22 protein-coding genes are annotated in these 18,012 nt (G+C 73.1%); 8 read left to right on the top strand and 14 right to left on the bottom strand.

The genetic code is table 11. From position 1 onward, the window contains the following. Positions 1-92: 92 nt before the first annotated feature. Both ACZ3YL_RS35465 and ACZ3YL_RS35460 read right to left on the bottom strand, forming a co-directional pair. On the bottom strand, positions 93-506 hold the full coding sequence (locus ACZ3YL_RS35465; protein ID WP_188303415.1) for a hypothetical protein: 414 nt from the start codon (positions 504-506) through the stop codon (positions 93-95). 190 nt (positions 507-696) lie between these two features. Continuing rightward, entirely contained in the window at positions 697-1,110 is a 414-nt protein-coding gene (locus ACZ3YL_RS35460) for a hypothetical protein (protein ID WP_188303416.1), read from the bottom strand. Between the two features lie 532 nt (positions 1,111-1,642). Between ACZ3YL_RS35460 and ACZ3YL_RS35455 the strand changes: the two genes are divergently transcribed. Both ACZ3YL_RS35455 and ACZ3YL_RS35450 read left to right on the top strand, forming a co-directional pair. After that, complete coding sequence (locus ACZ3YL_RS35455) at positions 1,643-2,002, top strand: hypothetical protein (protein ID WP_188303417.1); 360 nt, start codon at positions 1,643-1,645, stop codon at positions 2,000-2,002. A 15-nt stretch (positions 2,003-2,017) separates the two neighbouring features. After that, positions 2,018-2,338, top strand: a complete 321-nt coding sequence (locus ACZ3YL_RS35450; protein WP_188303418.1) for a hypothetical protein — start codon at positions 2,018-2,020, stop codon at positions 2,336-2,338. Between the two features lie 62 nt (positions 2,339-2,400). Here the strand turns inward: ACZ3YL_RS35450 and ACZ3YL_RS35445 are convergent, their stop codons facing one another. The 6 genes from ACZ3YL_RS35445 to ACZ3YL_RS35420 form a co-directional block, all read right to left on the bottom strand. Further along, positions 2,401-2,832, bottom strand: a complete 432-nt coding sequence (locus ACZ3YL_RS35445; protein ID WP_465661519.1) for an SRPBCC family protein — start codon at positions 2,830-2,832, stop codon at positions 2,401-2,403. 51 nt (positions 2,833-2,883) lie between these two features. After that, on the bottom strand, positions 2,884-3,342 hold the full coding sequence (locus ACZ3YL_RS35440) for a MarR family winged helix-turn-helix transcriptional regulator (RefSeq protein ID WP_465661517.1): 459 nt from the start codon (positions 3,340-3,342) through the stop codon (positions 2,884-2,886). Beyond that, positions 3,335-4,093, bottom strand: a complete 759-nt coding sequence (locus ACZ3YL_RS35435; protein ID WP_188303421.1) for an alpha/beta fold hydrolase — start codon at positions 4,091-4,093, stop codon at positions 3,335-3,337. Before ACZ3YL_RS35435 ends, ACZ3YL_RS35440 begins: the two co-directional genes overlap by 8 nt. Before the next feature lie 515 nt (positions 4,094-4,608). Continuing rightward, a complete protein-coding gene (locus tag ACZ3YL_RS35430; protein WP_465661515.1) occupies positions 4,609-5,985 on the bottom strand; it encodes a M64 family metallopeptidase in 1,377 nt (458 codons plus the stop codon). 77 nt (positions 5,986-6,062) lie between these two features. Continuing rightward, positions 6,063-6,896: a hypothetical protein gene (locus ACZ3YL_RS35425; protein ID WP_465661513.1), complete on the bottom strand. Its 834-nt coding sequence runs from the start codon at positions 6,894-6,896 to the stop codon at positions 6,063-6,065. A 103-nt stretch (positions 6,897-6,999) separates the two neighbouring features. Next, the gene (locus ACZ3YL_RS35420; protein ID WP_465661511.1) at positions 7,000-7,737 is read right to left on the bottom strand and encodes a hypothetical protein; all 738 of its coding nucleotides are present in this window, start codon (positions 7,735-7,737) and stop codon (positions 7,000-7,002) included. A 247-nt stretch (positions 7,738-7,984) separates the two neighbouring features. Between ACZ3YL_RS35420 and ACZ3YL_RS35415 the strand changes: the two genes are divergently transcribed. Next, entirely contained in the window at positions 7,985-8,809 is an 825-nt protein-coding gene (locus ACZ3YL_RS35415) for an SAM-dependent methyltransferase (RefSeq protein ID WP_465661509.1), read from the top strand. A gap of 9 nt (positions 8,810-8,818) precedes the next feature. Here the strand turns inward: ACZ3YL_RS35415 and ACZ3YL_RS35410 are convergent, their stop codons facing one another. Beyond that, entirely contained in the window at positions 8,819-9,364 is a 546-nt protein-coding gene (locus tag ACZ3YL_RS35410) for a DUF1707 SHOCT-like domain-containing protein (protein ID WP_188303426.1), read from the bottom strand. A 90-nt stretch (positions 9,365-9,454) separates the two neighbouring features. On the opposite strand from ACZ3YL_RS35410, the gene ACZ3YL_RS35405 reads away from it, so the two are divergent. Beyond that, positions 9,455-10,201, top strand: a complete 747-nt coding sequence (locus ACZ3YL_RS35405) for a TetR/AcrR family transcriptional regulator (RefSeq protein ID WP_465661507.1) — start codon at positions 9,455-9,457, stop codon at positions 10,199-10,201. Positions 10,202-10,340: 139 nt separating this feature from the next. Here ACZ3YL_RS35405 and ACZ3YL_RS35400 read toward each other — a convergent pair whose 3' ends face one another. Next, positions 10,341-11,138 (bottom strand): class I SAM-dependent methyltransferase, encoded by a 798-nt coding sequence (locus ACZ3YL_RS35400; protein WP_465661505.1) that lies wholly within the window; start codon positions 11,136-11,138, stop codon positions 10,341-10,343. Between the two features lie 424 nt (positions 11,139-11,562). On the opposite strand from ACZ3YL_RS35400, the gene ACZ3YL_RS35395 reads away from it, so the two are divergent. Further along, positions 11,563-11,970, top strand: a complete 408-nt coding sequence (locus ACZ3YL_RS35395) for a hypothetical protein (protein WP_465661503.1) — start codon at positions 11,563-11,565, stop codon at positions 11,968-11,970. 390 nt (positions 11,971-12,360) lie between these two features. Then, complete coding sequence (locus tag ACZ3YL_RS35390) at positions 12,361-13,308, top strand: hypothetical protein (protein WP_223241899.1); 948 nt, start codon at positions 12,361-12,363, stop codon at positions 13,306-13,308. A gap of 91 nt (positions 13,309-13,399) precedes the next feature. Here ACZ3YL_RS35390 and ACZ3YL_RS35385 read toward each other — a convergent pair whose 3' ends face one another. Continuing rightward, positions 13,400-13,939, bottom strand: coding sequence for a GNAT family N-acetyltransferase (locus tag ACZ3YL_RS35385; RefSeq protein WP_465661500.1), 540 nt, complete (start codon positions 13,937-13,939; stop codon positions 13,400-13,402). A gap of 222 nt (positions 13,940-14,161) precedes the next feature. Between ACZ3YL_RS35385 and ACZ3YL_RS35380 the strand changes: the two genes are divergently transcribed. Then, on the top strand, positions 14,162-14,401 hold the full coding sequence (locus ACZ3YL_RS35380; protein WP_465661498.1) for a hypothetical protein: 240 nt from the start codon (positions 14,162-14,164) through the stop codon (positions 14,399-14,401). A gap of 34 nt (positions 14,402-14,435) precedes the next feature. Here the strand turns inward: ACZ3YL_RS35380 and ACZ3YL_RS35375 are convergent, their stop codons facing one another. The 3 genes from ACZ3YL_RS35375 to ACZ3YL_RS35365 form a co-directional block, all read right to left on the bottom strand. Next, positions 14,436-14,753 (bottom strand): hypothetical protein, encoded by a 318-nt coding sequence (locus tag ACZ3YL_RS35375; protein WP_465661496.1) that lies wholly within the window; start codon positions 14,751-14,753, stop codon positions 14,436-14,438. 216 nt (positions 14,754-14,969) lie between these two features. After that, the gene (gene tpx, locus ACZ3YL_RS35370) at positions 14,970-15,470 is read right to left on the bottom strand and encodes a thiol peroxidase (RefSeq protein WP_188303432.1); all 501 of its coding nucleotides are present in this window, start codon (positions 15,468-15,470) and stop codon (positions 14,970-14,972) included. A gap of 395 nt (positions 15,471-15,865) precedes the next feature. After that, positions 15,866-16,846, bottom strand: a complete 981-nt coding sequence (locus ACZ3YL_RS35365; RefSeq protein WP_465661494.1) for a phosphotransferase family protein — start codon at positions 16,844-16,846, stop codon at positions 15,866-15,868. Between the two features lie 346 nt (positions 16,847-17,192). On the opposite strand from ACZ3YL_RS35365, the gene ACZ3YL_RS35360 reads away from it, so the two are divergent. Then, positions 17,193-17,846: a zinc-binding dehydrogenase gene (locus ACZ3YL_RS35360; protein WP_465661492.1), complete on the top strand. Its 654-nt coding sequence runs from the start codon at positions 17,193-17,195 to the stop codon at positions 17,844-17,846. The last annotated feature ends 166 nt before the right edge of the window (positions 17,847-18,012 follow it).

Below are 18,012 nucleotides of genomic sequence, written 5' to 3'. Positions count from 1 at the left end.
CCGGGTGGCGTCCCGGTCGTCACGCTCGGTGAACGGTGGCGATTCCTCCGTCATGATGCCCCGGCGGCGGCCGGGGCGCCGCCCGGGCGGGGTCAATGGGAGTGGCAGAGCACGCCGACGGCGACCACGAACGGGAAGGCCGTCAGGACGGCGGCGAGGCCGGTGCGGACCGGCCCGCCGCGCTTCCAGCCCGCGAGCAGCAGCACTGCGCCGGCCGGCAGGAAGGCGACCAGGAACGGCAGGACCAGCAGGAGGAACGGTATCGAGACCACGATCTCCAGGCCGAGCAGGATCCCGCCGACGGTCTGGCAGGTCCGGCGGAACGCGCGCGGGTCGCGGTAGGACAGCGGCAGCACGGTCAGCGCGAGCAGCAGGAGCCAGATCGCGACGATCTCCCCGTTGACGTCGCGGCCCGCTACCGCCCAGGGCGGCAGCCAGCTGGCCCCGGCCAGCGCGACGAGCTGCCACGGGCGGTCGGCGCGGAGCGAACACGGACGGTCGTTCATGAGGTCCCCCGGAGATGACGGTGAACGTGGGTGGAATCGCGGGGCTGCGATCAGCGTGGCGCGTTCAGCGTGGGGCGGTGAGGGCGGTGCGACCGGCGTGGTGCGGTGGGGGCGGTGCGATCGGCGTGGTGCGGTGGGGGCGGTGCGATCGGCGTGGTGCGGTGGGGGCGGTGCGATCGGCGTGGTGCGGTCAGGGCGGCGGGAAGAGCGTCGCGAACGCGGTCGCGGCGGGGATGACGAGCAGGAGCGCGGCGAGGGTCGCCCGGGTCAGGCCGCCGCGCTTCCAGCCCGCGAGCAGCAGGAGGCCGCCGGCCGGGAACAGGATGACGGAGAACGGCGGCGGGAGCGGGAGGTACGGGGCGGCAAGTGTGACCTGGGTGCTGAGCACCACCCCGCCCACGGCCAGGCAGGTGTGGCGGAAGGTCAGCGGGTCCGCGATCCCGAGGGGCAGCGCGGTGAGTGCCAGGGACAGGCCCCAGAGAGTGAGGATCCACCAGGCCGCGGTCGTGCCCATCAGTGTCCAGGGCTGCAGCCAGGTGACCGACGCGAACAGGGCGATCGGCCAGGGCCGATCGGTTCGGAAGGCGAAGAGGCGTCCTGTCATCCGGTCCCCCCGGGAGCTTTGAACGAGTTCAAACTGAACATGTTCAAAGCTACCCGCGGTGGCGGGCCGTCGGCAAGTCCGGTGCGCCCCGGGCCGCCCGACGGCGCCGGGCGGGCGCATGCGCGAGCATCGCTCGGGTGTGTGTGCGGCGGCTATGGTTCGTCGGCTCGGGGCCGTTGAATCGATGGCACGACGGCTGAACCGCCGGGCCGGCCGCTGAGCCGCTGGGGCCGGCGCGCCCTTCCGGTGCCCATCTGCCGCGTGTGGGTGGGCACTTCGCAGGTCCCGGCCGGCCGATGGTCCGGTCGGCGCCGAACCAGCCGCTCCCGGAGGCCCGTTGAGCCGCCCGGTGCGCCCGGGTGTGCGCCGGTGCGCCGGTCTGGTGCCTGCGCTCAATTCACTTGGTGAGACACCGAGTTGGCGCTTTCCGGTGGCGTGGTGGAGCATGGGCGGAGCCCGGACTGTTGCGGCGCGCTTGCGCCTGGCCGGGGCAGCACGCGTACGGCGAGAGGAGGCGGTTCCCGTGGGTTCGGTGGCACGTCCGTTTCTGGTCCGGGGGAGGGCGGTTCCGCTGGCCAGGTACCTGGCGGAGGAGGACATCGAGGGCCTGGTGGCATGCTCGTGCATCGGCAACGAGGTCACCATCGACCTCTCCGACACCCGGATCCTGGTGAGCCTGGCCGATGTCGGCGGCAGGGTGGGGCTCACCTTCCACATGGTCCAGGACGGCCCGGCCAAGGCCCGTTCCTGGACGCGCCGACTGCCGAGCGACACGGAGCCGAGGGAGCTCGCGGCGCGCATCGCCCGGGACGTCCGGACCTTGGAGCGCGAACTGGCCCCGCTGCGGCGGCGCCCTCCGGAGGTGCCGCACCAGCGCCGACCGCTCACCTGACACTAGGGTGTGGGCGTGAACCATGATCACGCCCACCAGGACTCCCTATTCGCCGACGGACGGAACGTGCTCTGGGAGCTGGAGGGGTACGGAGCGGACGACCGCCAGCACTCCTCCCGACTGCTCGGTCGGGAGGAGTACCTGCGGGTCCGCCACCTGTTCGCGGCCGAACTCGGCGACGACGACTGGATGATGGCGGGCTCGTACCCCGTCCCGCCGCAGCTGTGGGGGCCGTTGCAGGAGCTGCTCGGGCCGCTGGGCTTCGAGGACGGCCAGGACTACTTCCTCGGCGCCCGCCAGAACCTGGCCTTCGGGGAGTACGGGAACGGGAACTAGCGGTACGGCGGCGGATCTGTCCCCGCGGTCGTCTGTGGGCGGGCAGTCGGGGGTGCGGGGGGTCATCGGGTTTCGAGGATGTCCCTCAGGACGTCGAGGTTCTTCGCGACCGCGTGTTTGACCCGGGGGCCGGCGAGCGCGGCGACGGCCTTGAGGGCTCCGGAGGCGGTGAGGTGGACGGTGTTGACCAGTCGGGTGGTGTGCTGGTCGAGCGGGGTCAGCCGGTAGGTGGTGGTGCCGGTGAGCGGGCCGAAGTCGCCTTCCGCGGTCAGCAGGCTCGGGGGGTCGTACTCGGAGATGCGGAAGTGTTCCTCGGCCGGGCGGGGGAGCGTGCGGGTCTGGCGGTAGGTCGATCCGACGCCGATCGGTCCCGGGGAGGTCCGCTCGATGGTGTCGAGCGCGTAGTTCCAGCGGGGGAGGTTCTCGGGCCGCGCGAGGTAGGCGAAGACCTCGTCGGCGGGCGCGTGGATGGTCAGGGTGTTCTCGAACTGCATGGTCGTTCCTTCGCCGGGCGCGCGGTCGACGGCTCCCGTGCGGTCGTGGCGTCAGTCGAGGCCGAGGCGCTTGTTGAGGGCCTTGCCCGAGGGCAGGGGGTCGATGAAGTTGTGCAGGAAGGCGAGCATGGCGTCGGTGTCCAGGCCCTCGCAGGCGGCATCCATCGAGGCGTAGAGGAACGCTTCGATGCCGGCTACCTCGGTGGCCAGGCGTTCGCCCTCGGGGGTGAGGCTGAGGTGGAGGTAGCGGCGGTCCTCGGCGTCGGTGCGGCGCTCGACCAGCCCGGCCGCGACGACGCGGTCGACCAGCCGGCTGGGGTTGGTGCCGCTCTCGCACACCAGGAGCTGTCCGAGCCCGCTCAGGCTCAAGGTGCCGTGCTGCTGGAGCAGGCGCAGCACCTCGGCCTGCGAGGGGGTGATGCCGTGGGGTTTGAGGGCCTGGATCAGCAGCCGGTTGCCTTCGCGCTGGGCCGCCAGGATCGCGAACCGCAGGTGTTCGGCCTTACGCACCCGTGACCGTCCGGGATCCGGGCAGGGCGGTGGCGAGGAAGTCCTCGACCGCGGCGGCGTAGGTGGCGGGGTGGGAGAAGCGGAACATGTGGCCGGTGCGCGGCAGCACGACCTCCCGGGCGTCGGGGATGCCCGTGAGCATGATCGTGGAGGCGTTCTCGCCGATCAGCACGTCGTGCGAGGGGGACAGGATCAGGGTCGGGACCTGGACCCGGCCGAGCGCGTCGACGTAGTCGGCGGTGAGACTGGCCTGCACGCGCGCGCCGAAGGAGGCGGCCGGGGTGTTGGCGAGGAACAGGTCGCGGCTGCGCGCTTCGCTCCAGGGCACCTGTCCCTCGCCGTCGAACGGGGAGGCGAGGCGGTGGGCGTGGGCTCGCAGTGTCAGCTGGGTGTAGAGCGGGCCGCGGGCCTTGCCGATCACCCGCATCAGGGCCTTCCACGGCTTGGAGTCGACCGGGTTGGCCGCGAAGCCGCCGGACAGGACCAGGGCGCGCAGGCCCTTCGGGCGGCGGGTGGCGAGCGCGAGCGCGATGTTGGCGCCGAACGAGTCGCCGACCAGCACGTAGTCGTCGAGGTCGGCGACCGCGTCCTGGACGTGGTCGGCGTAGCGCTCGATGTCGTCGACACCCTCGGGCAGGCGCAGCGTGCGCTGGGGAGCCTGGCCGTAGGGGGCGAGCTGCTCGGCGCTCCACGGAGCGCCGGAGAAGCAGGGGATGAAGACCAGGGTCGGAATCTTCTCTGAAGTGTTCATATCGGACACATTACACGGCACATGTGTCGTGACACAAGTTATCCGGGTCACACGGGGGGATCCGCCTCGCGCGCCCGTCGGCCCCCGACGCGGTGTCGCGAATCGAACGGGGGCGGGGCAGGACTCCCGGGGCGAGGACCCGGAGTGCCGGGCGGCAGGCGGCGGGCGGCGGGTTCACGCCTCCGCGATGTCCTCTTCGGTGGTGTGCGGGTCGCCCGGCGGGCGCGTGCCGGGGGCCGCGTGCCGGGGGCCGGGGCGCGGGTGAAGGCGTAGTGGCCGAGGAAGCGATGTGGTCGAACGGGGTGGGTGGGAGGCGGACGCGTTCCGACACTCCCCGGGGCCCAACCTCCCCGGCGGGCGGCTCCGGCGCCCCGGGCTCGACGGCGGTCCGCTGCCGGGTCCGGGGCGGCGCCCTGACCGTCCGGTGCCGGCGGTTCGGGTGCCGGCCGCCTCGGGCGTCCTGGCCGGGGTCTCGTGAGGCCGCGCCCAGCCCCGATCGGCCGGGCCGGGGTTCGCTAGCGGGTCACCAGCCAGGACAGGCTGCCGGTCAGTTCGCTCCGCAGAGCAGGGTCCGCCACCGCCGGGGTCGGGTCGGTGGCGACGGCGCTGAGCAGGTGCGGCCGGGAGCGCGGGCCGGTGAGGTGGAGAGCGCCGAGGTCGAGGGCGGTGCGTCCGCGCAGGCGGGGCTGCTCGCGTCCGTCCAGGTACCAGCGCAGTTCGGTGCCGGGCACCGGCAGGTCGACGATGAGCTGCTCGGCGGCCGTGAGCCAACTGCCGGTGGGGGTGGGGCTGGTGAGCGGGGTGGCGTGGCGGTAGAAACCGGCGATCATGGCCTCCCGCCCGGGCAGGTTGAACTCGCGTCCGAGCGAGCGCATGATCGAGTTCTCGGTCGGCCGGTACAGCCCTGTCGGGTAGTAGCCGCCACCCTCGTAGCCGCCGACCGTCCCGCCGTCGGGCGAGGCCTGGCCGAGCCAGCGGGCCCACTTGGTGCCCTGGTCGCGCATCCGGTCGGCGGTCAGCGTGCTGAGGTTGGCCTCGGGCGGTTCGGCGCCCTGGTACGTGCCCTGGCCGTCGTAGGCGTACTCGTCGGCCAGCTTGCCCAGCGAGTGCCCGGTCTCGTGCACGGCGATCTGGCCGGACTTCGCGTTGCCGCCCGCGACGGTGGCGATGCCCTCGTAGCCGAGCGGGGACTTGATGTCGTTGTAGCCCGCGCCGCCGTACTTGGTGCTGTTGGCCACCACGATCACCAGGTCCGCCTGGGGGGCCTTGGCGGCGTAGCGGTCGACGGCCTTCTCGTCCAGGCAGAGCAGCCGTTCCACGCCGTCGCACCAGAAGTAGGAGCCGAGCGCGGTGTGCCGGACGGTGGCCCGGTCCGGGTCGCCGGTGACGCCGGACTCGGGTGAGACGGCGGACACCGCCCAGACGTTGAACAGCCGTTGGTAGTCGGCGTACGGCTCGACGGCGGTGATCTCGCGCCACTTCTCGGCGGCGTCGGTGCGGAACTTGCCCTGCTCCTGGGCGGAGTAGCCGTCGCCGATGACCACCACGTCGAGCTTGGTGGCCGGGTCGCCGTTGCGGACCAGGGCGGTGACCTCACCGTCGCCGTCGGCGCCCGGTGCGGTGAGGCCGGCGGGCGGGGCGGCCAGGTAGGGGGAGGCGGCGGGGGCGGTGGCGCGGGAGATGGAGCCGTCCTCGGCGAAGGCCTCCACCTGGTGCCGGGGTCCGCCCGCCGCCGGGGCGCTCGAGCCGTCCGTGGCCGGGGCGCTCCAGGCGGGGGCGGCGCCGAGGAGGGCCGCGGCGAGGGCGGCGGTCAGCAGGGCGGATGCGGTTCTGGTCCTGGCGTGGGTGGTCCTGACGCGCAGGTTCCTGAGGCGTGTGTTCCTGACGTGCATGGAGGTCCTCCCGGTGGGTGGCGGGTGTGGGGAGGTTCCTTCCCTTGTTCGGGACCTGACAATCGCTCACCGGCCGGTTACCGCCCCTGGAGCGCCTCCGCCAGGGCCAGGGCCTGCTCCTCGGTGATGCCGAGCGCGAGCGGCACCTGCCGGGGGCTGTAGTCCGACGTGCAGAGCGGGATCGGGCTCTCCGGAGTGAGGACCCACCGAGGCTCGTGCCGTGCCGGATCGCCCAGCAGCCGGGCGGCGAACTCCCCGGCGGTGTCCGGGCGGAGCCCGACCGCCACCAGTGCCTCGGCCACCGTGAGCCGGGCCTCCGCCAGGGGCGTGTCCGCGTCGCCGAGCGCCGGGAGGAGGAGCAACAGCCGCTGCGCCCGGTCCCGGAGGCCCTCGGCGCCCGGATCGCCCTCGCTCCGCGCGAGGTTGACCAGCTCCGGCCAGGAGAGTCCCGGGGCGGAGCCGTGCGGGCCGAACTGCCCGAGGAAGCCGAACCGGCCCCAGTCGGGGTGTTCGACGAAGAAGTCGATGAGGCTCTCGTCCTCGAAGCTCTGGTACGTCACGCAGGCGGTGTGCCCGTGCCGGAACGGCGCCCGGAACAGCAGCGGGGGCGCCTCTGCGTCGAACAGCCGCGCCATCATGGCGTCGTAGGCCTCCTGCGGCACGCCGTAGGCCTCCGGCTCGTCCACGTCGTGGCTCAGGATGAGGAGGAGGTGGGCGAACCAGAAGGCGGGGTCGGCGGCCAGCTCCTCGCTCGGGACCGGCTCGGCCTCCTCGTACTCGTCGTACGTTTCGTCGTTCCCGGTGGCAGCGGTGACATCGGTGACATCGGTGACATCGCTGTCTTCGGTGACATCGGCGATTTCGGTGTCCTCGGTGCCGTGGGGTTCGGACGGGTACGGTGCGGCGGTCATGCGGGGAGCGTAGTGCGGGGGTCGGACAGGGCCGGCGGGCGGGGGTGCGCGGTTCGGGTGGCCCGGTCTGGTGGCGCGGTCCGGTGGCGCGGTGCGGCCGGGCTCAGAACTCCTTGAAGGCGCTGTGGCTGATGGCCGCCGCGATCAGCCAGCAGGCGACGGCGATGGGCAGGGTGACCAGCAGCGGCCACTGGAGACTGATCAGCAGTAGGGAGCCGAACGCGGTGAGGAGCGTCGCGCCGGCGGAGTACCCCAGGGAGATGAAGAGCATGAACTCCAGGTCCCCGAACAGGCCGCCGATGATCATGATCATCCCGACCCCGATCAGTCCGCTGAACTCGAAGATCGTCAGGTACGGGGTGTTCTCGGGCCGGGACCGGTGCCCCTGGAAGCTGAGCTCGAACACCTTGCCGTGGAGGATCCTCAACTCCACGGTGGTGCCGGCGTCGACGTCCTCGTAGAAGGCCTTGCCGACGGCGTAGCGGCCGGTGGGCGCCGTCTCGCGGGACACCGTCAGCATGTAGTCGGTCGAGTCGGAGCCGGCCTCCTCCTCCTTCTTCGTCACCCGGCCGCTCTCCAGCGTCACGCAGTCCGCGCCCGGCTTCGCGTCCGCGGCGCAGGTCGGGGTGGCGCGGTACGCACGGGTCTGCTCGAAGGTGTCGGTGAACCGGACGAAGCCGAGGATTGTGAGGGCGAGGCCGAGCACGGCGAGTGCGGCGGGGAGGGCGGCCCGGAGCAGCCCGCCGAGGCCGGGGCGCGGCTTCGGGCTCGGTGGCCGGGGCCGGGGCCGGGACGTCGACTTCGGCTGCGCGTCCTGGAGGGGGACGGAGTCCTCAGGCATCGTCACCGTCCGGCGTCGTCAGTGCCGTCAGTGCCGTCACTGCCGTCGGTGTCGTCCGTGCCATCCGCGCGTTCATCGGCATCTCCCCACCGGCCGTACCGTTGCTGCTCGCTCCGCCCGTACCCAGTCGTCCGCAGATCGTTCCTGTCCGTTGGGTGCAGACCGGATCATGCCAGGGAACGGCGGAGCGCGCGAGGAATTGCCGCTGGCCGGAGCGGACTTGTCAGGCGGCGATAGATTGACGGGCATGACGACGACACCTGACGCGATGAGCCCGGTCTCCCGTACCGCCCTGGGCGTCGCACGGGTACGGGCCCACGAGAGCGCCCGGCCCGACCCGCTGTTCACCGACCCGTACGCGGCCGGGTTCGTCGAGGCCGCCGGGATGCCCACCGGAGCCCCCGACCGGCGGCCGGCCAGCGGGCTCGCCGCGGGGCTCGTCGTGCACATCAGGCTGCGGACCCGCTTCTACGACGACCGGCTGCCGGCCGCCGGCGCCGACCAGGTGGTGCTGCTGGCCGCCGGGCTGGACACCCGGGCCTACCGACTGGACTGGGCCGCCGGCACCCGGCTGTTTGAACTGGACCTGCCGCCGGTGCTGGAGTTCAAGCAGCGGGTGCTCGACTCCGCCGACGCGGTGCCGACGTGTGAGCGCGACGCCCTGCCCGGCGACCTGCTGGACCCGGGCTGGCCGCGCCGGCTGGTCGAGGCCGGCTTCGACCCGCAACGCCCCACCGTCTGGCTGGCCGAGGGGTTGGTGGTCTACCTGAGCGCAGAGCAGGCGGCCGGGCTGCTCACGGCCGTCGGCTCGCTGTCCGCCCCCGGCAGCCGGCTGCTGATGGAGCGGGGCCGGGACGTCTCCCGGACCCCGCGCGATCCCGCGCTGGCCCATGTCATCGAGCTGTGGCAGGGCGGGCTGGGCCCCGACACCGACCAGTGGCTCAACGCCCATGGCTGGGATGCCCGGACGACCTCCCTTGCCGAGGTCGGGAACGGCTACGGACGCCCGCTGCCGGAGGGCGCCGGCCTGGAAAGCGGCTTCATCGAGGCGGTGCGCACGGCTACCGGCTGAGCCGGGGGCTCACCAGCGGGCGTGACGGACGCTCAGCCGTCCCAGCCCGACGCCCCCGGAGATCCGGATGACCGGCCCGCCGGGTCGCGCGGGCCGGCGGGGCCGGTAGCGCGGTGCCTTCCGGCCGGTCCGCAGACCCCCGAGGTCGACCACCGCGTCCCGGGGGACGATGATCGCGGCGCCGCCGGTGCCGAGGTACAGCTCGATGTCGACCACCGGATGGGCGATGACCGCCCGGGAGAGGTCCAGGCGTACCCGGCCGAGCGCGGAGGCGACGGTGAGGGTCCGGGGGACCTCCCAGACGCCGCGCCGGTGGATCCGCCCGCCGGGGGCGGCGCCGGTGATGGTGGCCGTGGCGGGCGGGGGCGGCTCGGGGAGCCCGGTGAGCGACCCGGTGAGTTCGTCGTGGGTGGCGGCGGTGAGCGCCCGGTGCAGGCGGTCGTCCAACTCCTCGTGTGGGAACTGCCCTTGGCCGTACGCCTCCCGCAGTCGTCGTACGGCGGTGTCGCGGTCCTCGGCGGCGATGGGCGGGGGTTCGTCGGTCCCAGCCGCCATCACTCCACCCCTCGACTGAGTACGTTGTACGCGGTCATGGCGGCCAAGCTAGATTACTGGGTACCGTGTACGCAAGCAGAAGGACCGACGGTGACCGAAGCCGAGTACGTGAACATCTGGATGCGGCCCGAGCGCCCCGCCCGCGGGCCCAAACCCGCCTACAGTCGCGCCCGGATCACCGAGGCCGCCGTCCGGATCGCCGACACCGAAGGCCTGGAAGCCGCCACGATGCGGCGGATCGCCGCCGAGATCGGCGCCGGTGCGATGTCGCTCTACCGGTACGTCCCCGGCCGCGACGAGCTGATCCAGCTGATGGCCGACCGGCTGATGGGCGAGATCGACGTCGAGGGCATGCCCTCCGGTGACTGGCGCGCCGACCTCACCCGCTACGCCCACGGACTGCGCGCCATGTGGCTGCGGCACCCGTGGATCGCCACCGTGCACCGCGCGGTGCCCGGCTTCGGACCCAACCAACTGCGGCTGATCGAAGGGGTGATGGGAGTCCTCGACGCCCACCTCCCGATCGACGAGAACCTCGGCCTGATCGCCCTCCTCAACGGCTACGTCGAGAGCGACGCACGCGACGAGGTCAGCTGGACCGAGGAGGTCCGCCGCAGCGGTCTGAGCGAGGCCGAGTGGCTGGCCCGCAGCTACCCGTACGTCCAACAACTGCTGGAGAGCGGGCAGTACCCGATCTTCGGCAGGATCGCGATGGAGGCGCGCCAGCCGCGGCTGAGCCGCGACGAGCAGTTCGGCCACGGGCTGGAGCGGGTCCTCGGCTGCGTGGCCGCCGCCCTCGCGCCGGGCGAGCGCCGCAGCCCCGGTGGCGGCGCGTAGGGCGAAGGTGACCAGCCGGGGCACGCGCGTCATGCCGGCGAGTATGGCCCGGGCGTGCCGGGCCGACTGTGACCGGCGGTTGCGGCGCGGGCCTCGCGTCGGCCTGCGCCCCGACGGTGGGACGAGAAGGCGCGGGGCCTCACAACCGCCGGACGCGCAGCACGGCCGTCAGCATCGGCAGGGTAAAGCCGTCGTCCGCGGTCTCGGGCCGGCTCGCGAGGAACGCCCGGATCCGGCCCAGCGCGGCGGCCCGCTCCTCGTCCGGCATCACCAGCATCCCAGCGCGGGTGGCGAGGGTCGCGACCAGGGAGTTCGCGGTGCGCGGCTGCCCGTGCGGGAACACCTCCTGCTCCGGTGAACCGAACCGGGTCTCCCCGCCGTCCCTCGGGAGGTGCGCGACGGCCGTCTCGACGCGCCAACTGCCCGGGGTGTCACGCGGCCCGACCGCCGCCGGCCCGCTCACCCGCGCCAGCCCGGCGACCCACCCCACCCGGTCGTCCAGGACGTTCCACAACCCCGCCAGGACCCCGCCGGGCGTCAGCACCCGGGCGATCTCGGGCCCCGCGACCGCCATGTCGAACCAGTGCATGGCATTGCCGGCCAGCACGGCGTCGACGGACCCGTCCGGCAGCGGAATCGCCTCGGCACTGCCCGACAGCGCCCGGACCTCCGGCAACGCCCGGCGCAGCTCGCCCAGCATCGCCGGGTCCGGCTCCACGGCGACGACATCGACCCCCAGCGCGAGCAGTGTGGCCGTCAACTTGCCCGTCCCGGCGCCGAGATCGAGCACCCGGGGACGGCGTGAGGCGCCGACGCCGGGCGCGGCGTCCAGCGCCCACTGCACGGCGGAGTGCGCGTAGTCCGGGCGGTGCTCGGCGTAGGCGGCCGCCGCCGCGCCGAAGGAGGATGAGTGGAGGTGCCGCTGGTCTTGATCCATTCGGTCACGCTACCGGCGCCCGCGGCGGGTCGGGCGGCGTTTGCCTCACTTCCCCGACTTCCGTGGCCGGCCTGCGGCTGCGGGGATGAGGAGGGTGGGCGGGCCAGGCTCCGGGGTCGCTCTCGGCGACCCCCGGCTCGGTGACCGCCGGACTCGACCGGTTCGCCGAACTGCTCACTGTGCCCGGACTGCAGGGTGGCTTGTTTCCCAGCTCGCCCGCGTCGGGCGCCTGTTGCCCGTCGCCGGGCCGCGTGGTGTCGTGACCCGGGCCCCGGGGGTGCCTTCCAGGCGGCTGAGCCCTGCTTCCCGGAGCCGTGGACGGAGGGGCCTCTGGATGAACGCTGCTTCAACGTTCATGGTTGAACCTGGCTGGTGCGCACGGTCGTTCGTAGCATGACGGGTAACCGACAACGGAAGGGTTCCCATGAACGGCAGGATCGTGACCTGGCTCGGCGCCCCCGCAGTGGCCGTGGGGCTGCTGCCCGGCGCAGCTCCGGCGCAAGCCGACACCGGTGTGCGGATCGACGGCGCGACCGTCGCCGGCGGCACCTCCAGGACGGTGAACGTCACCCTCGCGTACTCCTGCGACGCCGGCGGCTTCGTCAGGTCCGCGACCGTGATCGCCGAGGACCGGCGCTCGGGTGCCCTCGGCACCGCCCGGTTCGCGCCGAGTTGCACGGGCGCGACGGTGACGGCGGTCGTCCCGGTCACGACGCTGAACCAGAACGGCTATGCCGCGGGCGACCCGGCGGCCGTGCACGCCTCGCTGCTCGACGGGGACGACACCGAGGTGCTCGGGACCATCGCCCAACTCACCCTCGGCAACGGCTAGGAGGCCAGGGCCGGTCCTGCCGGTGGGCAACAGGCGCTGGGGCTGCCGACAGGACCATCGGCAGGCGATCGACGGGATTCCGTCAGCGAGCGCAGTGCCGGTGTCCAGGCGTCCAGGCGTTTAGGCATCCGGGCCTTCAGGACTCCGGGATTCCGGAGGACTCCAGGACGATGTGGGACCTCGTGGTCGCGGCCGGACCAGGATGACAGGGGGCAGGTCGACCCGCGGCGGGACAGGTCGACTGCGGCCGCGGTCTGCCACGCAGCGTGACCGATGAGCCGATGGTCGTCACGAGGCCCGGTGCAGGTCAGAGCCTCGGGTCAGAGCCTCGGTGCGGGCCGGAGTCCCGCTGTGGGGCGTGCGGATGCGTGGACGGGGTAACCGACATGCATGGCAGTCTTCCGTAAAGCGGGCCGCTTCAAGTGGCCGGGCCGTTCGGATCCCAAGGGTTCGGGGGCTGATCCGGCGCGACCCGACACCGTCCTTGCCGATGATCCCGCCGCCCGGGCCGGTCCCGGTCCGGGGACGGAGGCGGGCCTGGCCGAGGGCCTGAGCGAGCTGGTCGAGGGGGCCGAGCGGCCGGTCGGGGCCTGGCACGTCGCCGAGTACCACGTCGAGCGTGGCCGGGGCCGGGCGCTGGTGGCGGGCGTGGCTCGGCGGCTGGGCGGCGGTGGCCGGGTGGCGGCCAGGGGAGCGGTGCTCGGGGGTAAGGCGCTCACCGAGCAGTTGATGCGGACGGCGCCGCGGATCCCCGTCCGCGATCTGGCTACCCTCCGTGCCCAGCACCCGGACGCGGCTGACCCCGAGCACCTGGCCGATCTGCTGGTCGCCGGGGCCACCCGGGCCGCCGCCGCGCTCGGCGCGGGCGTCGGTGCGGCGGCCATGCTGCCGGTGCCGCCCGCGATGGCGGTGGAGATCGCGGCCGAGACGCTCGCGGTGGCGGCCGTGGAGGTGAAGCTGATCGCCGAACTGCACGAGGTCTACGGCGTCCCGGCGCAGGGCAGTGCGACCCAGCGGGCCGGGGCCTACCTGGGAGCCTGGGCGAACCGCCGGGGAATCGACGCCATGCTGCTGACCCGCCCGGCCGGCTTCGCGGCGCTCGCGCTGGGCGCGGAGGTACGCCAGCAGGTTCGCCGCCGGCTCGCCCGCAGCTGGATGCGCCGGTTGCCGTCCGTGACCCCGCTGCTCCTGGGCGCGGGCGTCGGCGCGACGGTCAACCGGCGGGACACCCGGCGGCTGGCCGGGCAGGTCCGCGACGACCTGTGCTCGCGCCGGCCGACGAACGGCGGCTACTGGGCTGCGGCCGGGCCGGTGATCGAGGGCGAGGTCGCTCCGTAGTCGCCTTCGAGCGGACGGCGTCGCGGCCGCCCGCCGGGGCGGTACGCCGCCTCCGGCGCGGCGGCCGGGTGGGTGCGTGGGCGCGGCGCAGTCAGCCGGAGGGCGTGATCGGCGAGCACATGCCGAGCCACTGCTCGGCGCCCCAGGCCGCGAACCGTTCCACCTCGGTGAACCCCAGCTTTGCCGCGAGCCGCATCGAACTGACGTTGGCGGTCTGGGTGGTGAGCACGACCGGTTCGCCCGGAAGGGCGCCGGCGAGCCAGCCGAGTGCCGCCGTGCACGCCTCGGCGGCGTACCCGAATCCCCAGGCCTGCGGCAGGAACAGATAGCCGAGATCGACCTTCCCCGCAACAGCCGGGCGGCGGTGCCCCGTCGCCCTCCTGAGCAGCACCTGACCGATCATCGACCCGTCGCGATCAACCACGAAGCTCCCGGGCCACCGCTCGGGCACTCTCGGCATCTCGCGCTCCAACTCGTGGCGGGGTCGGGAGCCGCCGAGGAAGGTGTGCACCTCCGGCGAGGCGTACAGCCCGACGAACGCCGCGCGGTCCCGGGCCTCGGGCTCACGGAGCACGAGCCTCTCGGTCTTGATCGGCTCCGGTGGCCAGGCGACGGGTCCGAGATCGTCCATCCGCGCACGGTAACAGGTGGTCAGGTCGCGCGAACGGGGAACGTCCGGCCTCACCGTGGAGCCAAATCGTGAGCAGCACCCGGGAAGGGGCACCACCGTGCTGCCGCGCCGGATGGTGGTTGGTGTTTCGGAGTTGATTGGTTGTGTGAGTGCGGGTGGGTTCCGGGGCCCTGCAGTCCCCGACCCCGTCCCCGTCCTCACCCGAGCGCAAGGAGTACGCACATGACGGTTACCGCCCGGCGGGGAAGCACCGTGATGTTCACCGGTGACTCGGTGACCGACTGCCGGCGCCTGCCGAGCGAGGACGGCCTGGGGTCCGGCCACCCGGTTGCTCGTCGCGGGCCGGTGGGGCCTGTGCCATCCGTGGCGCTCGGTGGCCTGGCTGAACACTGTTCGGGCGGGTCGCAGGGTGAGCCCGGTCACGCCGTGCTCGCGCGGGCCTGGTTGTGCCTGGTCGGTTGAGCGGGCCGGGGCTGTCGGGTTCGGGGGTGGGTGTTCAGTCCTCGCCGATCTGGAGCAGGACGGTGAAGTGCCGGGGGCCGGACAGGTTGGTCAGCCGGCGGGCCTCGCCGCCCGGCAGGCCGGCCACCCGCCGGGCGATGCGGCGGGTGGCGGCGAGGTCGCGCAGCGGGTGTCCGGGGCGGACGAGGTCGTCGGGCAGGAGGGCCATCAGTTCCACGGCCCGCCCGGTGTCGACGAGCACTAGGGCGGCCGGCACGCCCGCGACCGCGCCGGGACCGTCTGCGCCCCTGGCCCGGGCGGGCGTGCCGTCGTCCTGTGCGGGCAGCGCGAGCGCGTGGACCTCTTCGGCCACCTCGCGGCACGACCGGCCGGCCCGGAGCGGGCGTAGACGCCGTGCCCGCGGGCCGGAGAGCCCGTCAGGCGGCGCAGTTCCCGGACGGTGTCCACGGCGGCGTCCTGCCACGCCGTTCCCCGGGCTGGTGTGCCGTGTTCTGCCGCCGGGTGGTGACCGCGGGGGATCACTGGGGCACTGCACTGCACTGCACTGCACTGCACTGTGGGGTGTGTGTTAGCTGAGGGTGGTGAGGGCGGTTTCGTAGTTCGGTTCGTTGGTGATGTCGGTGACGAGTTCGGTGTGGAGGACGGTGTCGTTTTCGTCGAGGACGATGACGGCGCGGGCGGTGAGGCCGGCGAGGGGGCCGTTGTTGATGGAGACGCCGTAGGTGTGGTGGAAGTCGCGTCCGCGGAGGGTGGAGAGGGTTTTGACGTTGTCGAGGCCTTCGGCACCGCAGAATCGTGCCTGGGCGAAGGGCAGGTCTGCGGAGATGCACAGGACGACGGTGTTTTCGAGTGCGCTGGCTTTGGTGTTGAAGGTGCGCACTGATGTCGCGCAGGTCGGGGTGTCGATGCTGGGGAAGATGTTGAGGATCTTGCGTTGTCCGGCGAAGTCGTTGAGGGAGGTGTCGGTGAGGTCTTCGCCGACGAGCGTGAAGGGCGGGGCCTGGGTGCCGGTGGCGGGCACTGTGCCGCCGATCTCGACAGGGCTTCCCTTGAGGGTGACCTGAGTCATGAATGGCCTCCTGGCAGTGGTGTACGACGGGTGGCAACGTCGTTGATCCTACTGCCCGTGTGCCGGTGTCCTTGTGGGGTGACCGAGGGGCGGACATTCCCGGTCCCTGGCTGCTGGGGTGTGGGGGCGGCAGGGGTGTGGCGGTCCCTGGGCTGCGGGCCGGTGCCCGGTGTTCGGCCCTGAAGAGTGCCCTGTAGGGCGGGGTTGGGTGGATGGGTGGTTTGTGGTCGTGGGGCCGTCGCCGTCGCCGTCGGCTTTGTCGCGGCGGCCTCGGGGGCGTGGCGTGGGCCGGGTGCCGGCGGGTGCGCGGGTGTTGGGCAGGTCCTGCCCGTGCCTGACGCTCTGGAGGACATGGCGGCGGGTGCTGTGGACTCGCGGGCGGCCTGGCGGGTGGGTCAGGTGTAGCGGTCGAACAGGGCTTGGAGGTAGTCCTCCAGGCGTGCGGTCAGCAGGGCCGGGGTCAGGTCGGTGCGGCCCAGTTCGCGCCAGGGGACGGCGACTTTCTCCGCGTCGGGGGCGAAGGCGAGGGCGTCCAGCAGCCGCCAGTACAGGTGGTCGGGGCCGGTCGCGGTCAGGGTGGCGCCGGTCCGTTCGTAGGCGTCGGCGAAGGCCATGCCCGTCTCGGTGCCGTGCAGCAGGGCCAGGGCGGTGGAGCAGTGGGCGACGTCCAAGTCGGCCGGGCCCCAGGAGGTCTCGACCCAGTCGAGGACTCCGCTGACCGTGAGAGAGGCGCCGTTGCCGGTGAACAGCACGTTGCCGGGGTGGAAGTCGCGGTGCAGGAAACAGGCGCGGTGGGCCGGCGCGGCGCGCCCGATCACCGCCACCGCCCGCTCCCACAGTGCCGGGCGCGCGCTGTCGGCGGGCACCCGCACGTGCTCGGGGGAGGTCCATGCCTGCCAGGTCCGCGGGCGCAGTCCCTCGGGTACGGCCAGGGCGTGGACGGCGGCCAGCTGGCGGGCCAGCAGCGCCACGCGTGGCGCCACCTCGCCGTCCTCCTCCACCCGTACCCGTCCGGGCAGGTGACTCATCAGCAGCGACGGGTGCTCGCACCACTGGCCCCGGGCGTCCACCGCGCGCAGCCGCGCGGCCGGGATGCCGCCGCCGGCCAGCAGGTCCAGTACACCGGCTTCGCGTTCCAGCAGCCCCGGGGCGTGGCGGCGGTAGAACGGCTTGACGAAGGAGCGCAGCACCAGCGCGTACCCGCCACCACCACCGCCACTGTTGACGGTGCCGTCGGGTTCGATGTCCAGGCGGCGCATCCGCGAGGTCCAGCCGCCCTTGAGCGCCTCGACCCGCGTGATCCGTTCGCCGGGCGCGAGAACGCCCTCGACCCACCGGCGTGTGCCGGCCCACCCCCGGGCGTCGTCCTCGATCATGGACGACCACCCTACGCCCGGCCCCTCCCGCCTGTCCCCGCCGGCCCCACCCGCCGGGCCCCGCTGAGCCTGCGGCGTCACCCCAACTCCGGTACGGCAGAGGCCCGCCACCCCTTATTCGACATCCATCGCAATGTGACAGCGGGCAGCCCCCGGGCTTGGCTGGAACCCGTACCGAACCGCACCCGCACCCGGGGGGTTCGTCATGTCGAGGAAGGTCGTTTTCGCTGTTACCGGTGCACGTGAGGTTCTTGCGGCCCGTCAGGTTTCCCTGTCGGACCCGGCCCTGGTGAGCTGCGTTTCAGGGTCGAGGCGCTTGGCCTCGACCGCGCGGAGGCCCTCTTTCGTGGCCGGTTCCTACCTGGAGTTGCCCGAACTGCCCGCCATTCCCGGCTGCGAGGCTGTGGGTGTCGTGGAGGCCGTCGGTTCCGGTGTCACTCGCTTCACTCCCGGGGTACGGGTGGTCACCGTCACCGCCTTTGACCAGAACGACTACGGTGTCTGCGCCACCCACGCCCTTGTCCCCGCCCGCGCTGTCGTCCGCCGCCCCGCCCACTTGACCCCTGTGCAGGGCGCCGCTCTGTGGATGCCCTGCCTGACCGCCTACGGCGCCCTCGCCGGGGACGGCCATCTGCGTCCCGGCGACCATGTCCTGCTCACGGCCGCGGCCTCCGGCGTGCGCCTGGCCGCGATCCGCACCGCCCGGCGCCTCGGCGCCCTGCCCATCGCGACCACCCGCACCCCGGCCAAGACCGCCACGCTCCTGGACGCCGGCGCCGCCCATGTCATCGTCACCGGCCAGGACGGCGAACAGGACCTGCCCGCCCGCGTCCTGGACCTCACCGACGGGCACGGGGTGCGCACCGTCCTGGACCCCGTCGCCGGACCGGGCGTACGCGCCCTGGAACGCACCGTCGCCCCCGGCGGACGCCTGGTCCTCTACGGACGCCTGGACCTGCGCGAGACCCCCATGCCCGGCCAGGACGCCTTCGCCCCCTGACCAGCCGGTTCTTCAACATGCACGACGTCACCCGTGACGGCGAACGGCTGCGCCGCGGGCATGCCTTCGTGACCGCGGGCGTGGCGGGCGGCTCGTTCCGGCCGTTGTCGGCCGGGTCTTCGAGGGTCTGGATTCCGCTGCCCGGGCTTACCGCTGCCTGGAGGGC

Source organism: Kitasatospora sp. NPDC023176 (genome assembly GCF_055560495.1).
This window is presented reverse-complemented; position numbering and strand designations above follow the sequence as displayed.